At 63.5% G+C, this 2,979-nt stretch carries 4 protein-coding genes; all 4 read right to left on the bottom strand.

Annotation, left to right across the window (positions count from 1 at the left end):
- On the bottom strand, positions 1–656 hold a 656-nt coding region (locus EN991_RS30080; protein WP_164769471.1), incomplete at its 3' end, for an iron chelate uptake ABC transporter family permease subunit.
- An 11-nt stretch (positions 657–667) separates the two neighbouring features.
- Positions 668–1,576 (bottom strand): hemin ABC transporter substrate-binding protein, encoded by a 909-nt coding sequence (locus EN991_RS30075; protein ID WP_127370106.1) that lies wholly within the window; start codon positions 1,574–1,576, stop codon positions 668–670.
- Positions 1,577–1,587: 11 nt separating this feature from the next.
- On the bottom strand, positions 1,588–2,649 hold the full coding sequence (locus EN991_RS30070; RefSeq protein WP_127370105.1) for a hemin-degrading factor: 1,062 nt from the start codon (positions 2,647–2,649) through the stop codon (positions 1,588–1,590).
- Positions 2,650–2,672: 23 nt separating this feature from the next.
- Positions 2,673–2,879: a hemin uptake protein HemP gene (hemP, locus tag EN991_RS30065; RefSeq protein WP_063168168.1), complete on the bottom strand. Its 207-nt coding sequence runs from the start codon at positions 2,877–2,879 to the stop codon at positions 2,673–2,675.
- Between the last annotated feature and the right edge of the window lie 100 nt (positions 2,880–2,979).

The following is a 2,979-nucleotide window of genomic DNA, read 5'->3' as shown; positions in this document are numbered from 1 at the left end:
CCACCGAGCGATCCGAGTTGCCAGAAGGTCAGGTCGCGCAACTGGCGATCGTCGGCCATGAAGATAAGGATGCCGGTCAGCGCCATGGCGAGCGCCGCCAGCGCGATGCCGGCGAGCAGCATTGTGGCAACCGAGGTTTGCCCCCGCCGCGTCGCGACCTGATAGAGCATCAGCGTGGTGGCGAGCCCGCCACAGAAGGCCGCCAGCGGCAGGGCAAGCGTGCCGAGCAAGGCTGTCACCGGAGCCAATATCGTCGCGCCGAGCACGATGACGGCAACCGCGCCGAGGCTGGAGCCGGCCGAGACGCCGATCAGGCCGGGGTCCGCCAGCGGATTGCGGAACAGCCCCTGCATGACCGCGCCGGAGACGGCGAGCGCCGCGCCGACCAGCATGCCGAGGATGACGCGCGGCAGGCGGATGTCATAGACGATCAGGCTGTCGCGGGCGCTCAACGCGGCGTCGTCAGGCACTGCGCCGAACAGCCAGCCCCCGATGACGTTGGCGGCCGATGCGTCCGAAGCCCCCGATGTCAGCGACAGAAAAACGGCAGCCGCGAGCCCCAGGCACAGCAGAAGGATGACGATGCGGGCGCGGCCCGACCGGTCGCCTTCGGATACGCTTGCCATCACCGGGCCGGCGATCGATTGATCGACCATGATCTGCCTGCTCAGTCCGTGACCTGCCCGCCATAAAGCGAGACAGCGAGGTCGTGGATGGCATCAGCCGTGCGCGGCCCGAAGCCGAGCAGATAGGCGCCGTCGATGCGGATCAGCTTGTGCGCCGTTCCGGCCGGCGTGGAGGCGATCGATGGATTGCCGAACAGTTCGTCGTCCGAAACCGGAGGCCCGGCATTGCTCATCATCAGGATCACGTCAGGCCTGGCGGTTATGATCGCCTCGTCGGACATCTGCTTGTAGCCGGAAAAGCCCTCGACCGCGTTGACGCCGCCGGCCAGCTTGACCATGCCGTCGGCGGCGGTCTCGCTGCCGGCCGCCAGAATCTTGCCGCCCTGTATCGACAGCACGAACAGGATGCGCTTGCGCTCCTTGATCGAAGCCGTCTGCTTCTCGGCGGCCGTGAGCTTGGCATCGAGCTCCTTGGCCAGCACCTCGGCCTTGGCGTCGACGCCGAGCGCCTTGCCGACGATGCGGACCTTCTCGAGAATGCCTTCGTGGCTGTAGTGCTCGGGCACCTCGATGAACGGCACGCTCGTCTTCTTCAAGACATCGACTGCTTCCTTGGGGCCGCTGCCATGCAGCGCCAGGATGCCGGTCGGGTCGACCGACAGCACACCCTCCGGCGACAGCGCGCGCATATAGCCGACATCGGGCAGCTCAAGCGCCGCCTTTGGGAACCGGCTGGTGGAATCGCGTGCCACCAGATGCTTTTCCTGGCCGAGAGCATAGACGATCTCGGTGATCGAGCCGCCAATGGCCACGATCTTTGAAGGATCGGCAAACACGGCCGTGCCATCCGCGGCGCTGGCGGGTTGCAGTGCGATAGCAGCCATGGAGAGACCGATCACCGGCCCCAAAATAGATCCGCGCACAGCCGACAATTTTGGGAAAACACTCATAGCATTTTTTCTCAGGCTGCGGTCGGGCTTGGGATGCGCGGCAGGTTTTCCGCCAGGAAGCGCCAGTCGTCTCGCTCGCTTTCGCCTTCATGACGCTTGCCGAAGAACTGGATGATCATCTTGCCGTCGGCGTCATAGACCTCGAGCGAGGTGACATGACCGTCCTTGGTCGGCTTGCGCACGGCCCAGACCTCGTGGATGTGGTCGGTGCGCAGATGCAGGTGGAAGGTTTCGTCCAGCACGTTGATCCATGGTCCCATCGGCTTGATCGACTTGATCGGACCGGAATGGATCTGGATGCAGCCGCGGTTTCCCACAAAGCACATGATCGGCATCTCGCCCTCCGCGGCATGATGAAACATGGCCCGGACCGCCTCATTGTCGAGCTGCCAGGCATAGTCCTGCCCAACCAGGCGCACCGCCTGCCGGCGGCTTAGTTTCAGCGTCTTCAGCATACCAAAGAACTGGTGCACGTCGGTCAGCCGGCTCCAGCGGTCACGCAGATCGTCGAGATTGGCGGCCGCTCCGTCGCCATGGATCTCGTCATCGGGGAGTGGCCCCGAGATGTCGACCGTCGGTTCCTGGTTGGACGATTCGAGCGCGGCGACCAGCTTCTGATAGGCATAGAGGCTGGAGGCCGGCCGCAGATGCACCTTGTGCACGGCCTCGCCTGCCGCATCGAAGAACTGGAGGCTGCGGCGGATTTCGTCGCCGTCGCGCTTCTCGACGGCAAAGCCGTGTGCCCAGACCTTCGGGAAGATGCGCAAGTCGATGTTTTCGCCAAGCACCATGGCATTGTGGGTGCCGGTGACGACCTTGTCATAGACGCCGATCTTCTCGTGCACCGCGCTTTCATTGCGGGTCAGCGCCATGACCTCGCCGACGGCCTCGAGGCCGGTCAGAAGATCGTTGACGCGCGGCTCGATGCGGACGACGCCGTCGCCGCAATGCGCCGCGACCAGTTCGGCTTCCGAAATGCCGAGATGGGCAGCCAGATCACGCTCGCGCGTCTTCGGATTGTCTGTCCGTGCCCGCCGGATTTCATGCGGGGCGGATTTTACGCGCTGATCCATGTCTCGGTCCCTGTTGCCTTGTCTTACTTGTTGAGAATGAGCTTGCCCTGGCGGGTGATCTTCAGCCGGTAGAGTGCACCGTGATGCTCGATGCCTATCTCGTGCTCGCCCTGGAACAGGGTGTTGCTGGAAAGGGTTCGTACCGCCAGCGGAACCCGGTCGAAATGGGGGGAGGCATCGTCGGGACGGCGGACGCGATAGCGAAAATCGTTGGGATTGTGGGTGTTCATCTGGATGGATCCCTTTCCTGTGCCGGGCGTCTGGCTAGGCGTTGCGTAATCCGATTCATTTCTTGACTTGAATAATCATGTTTACTAGTCAGTGCAATAC

The sequence above is a fragment of the Mesorhizobium sp. M7A.F.Ca.US.005.03.2.1 genome (genome assembly GCF_003997795.1).
In the GTDB taxonomy this organism is placed as follows: Bacteria; Pseudomonadota; Alphaproteobacteria; order Rhizobiales; family Rhizobiaceae; genus Mesorhizobium; species Mesorhizobium ciceri.
The sequence above is the reverse complement of the archived record's forward strand: the minus strand, read 5'-3'. Positions and strand labels throughout refer to the sequence as shown.

What these genes read in the sequence shown, in the direction of transcription:
- EN991_RS30075 (WP_127370106.1), bottom strand. Translation starts at nt 1,576, where the DNA reads ATGAGTGTTTTCCCAAAATTGTCGGCTGTGCGCGGATCTATTTTGGGG.
- EN991_RS30070 (WP_127370105.1), bottom strand. Translation starts at nt 2,649, where the DNA reads ATGGATCAGCGCGTAAAATCCGCCCCGCATGAAATCCGGCGGGCACGG.
- hemP (WP_063168168.1), bottom strand. Translation starts at nt 2,879, where the DNA reads ATGAACACCCACAATCCCAACGATTTTCGCTATCGCGTCCGCCGTCCC.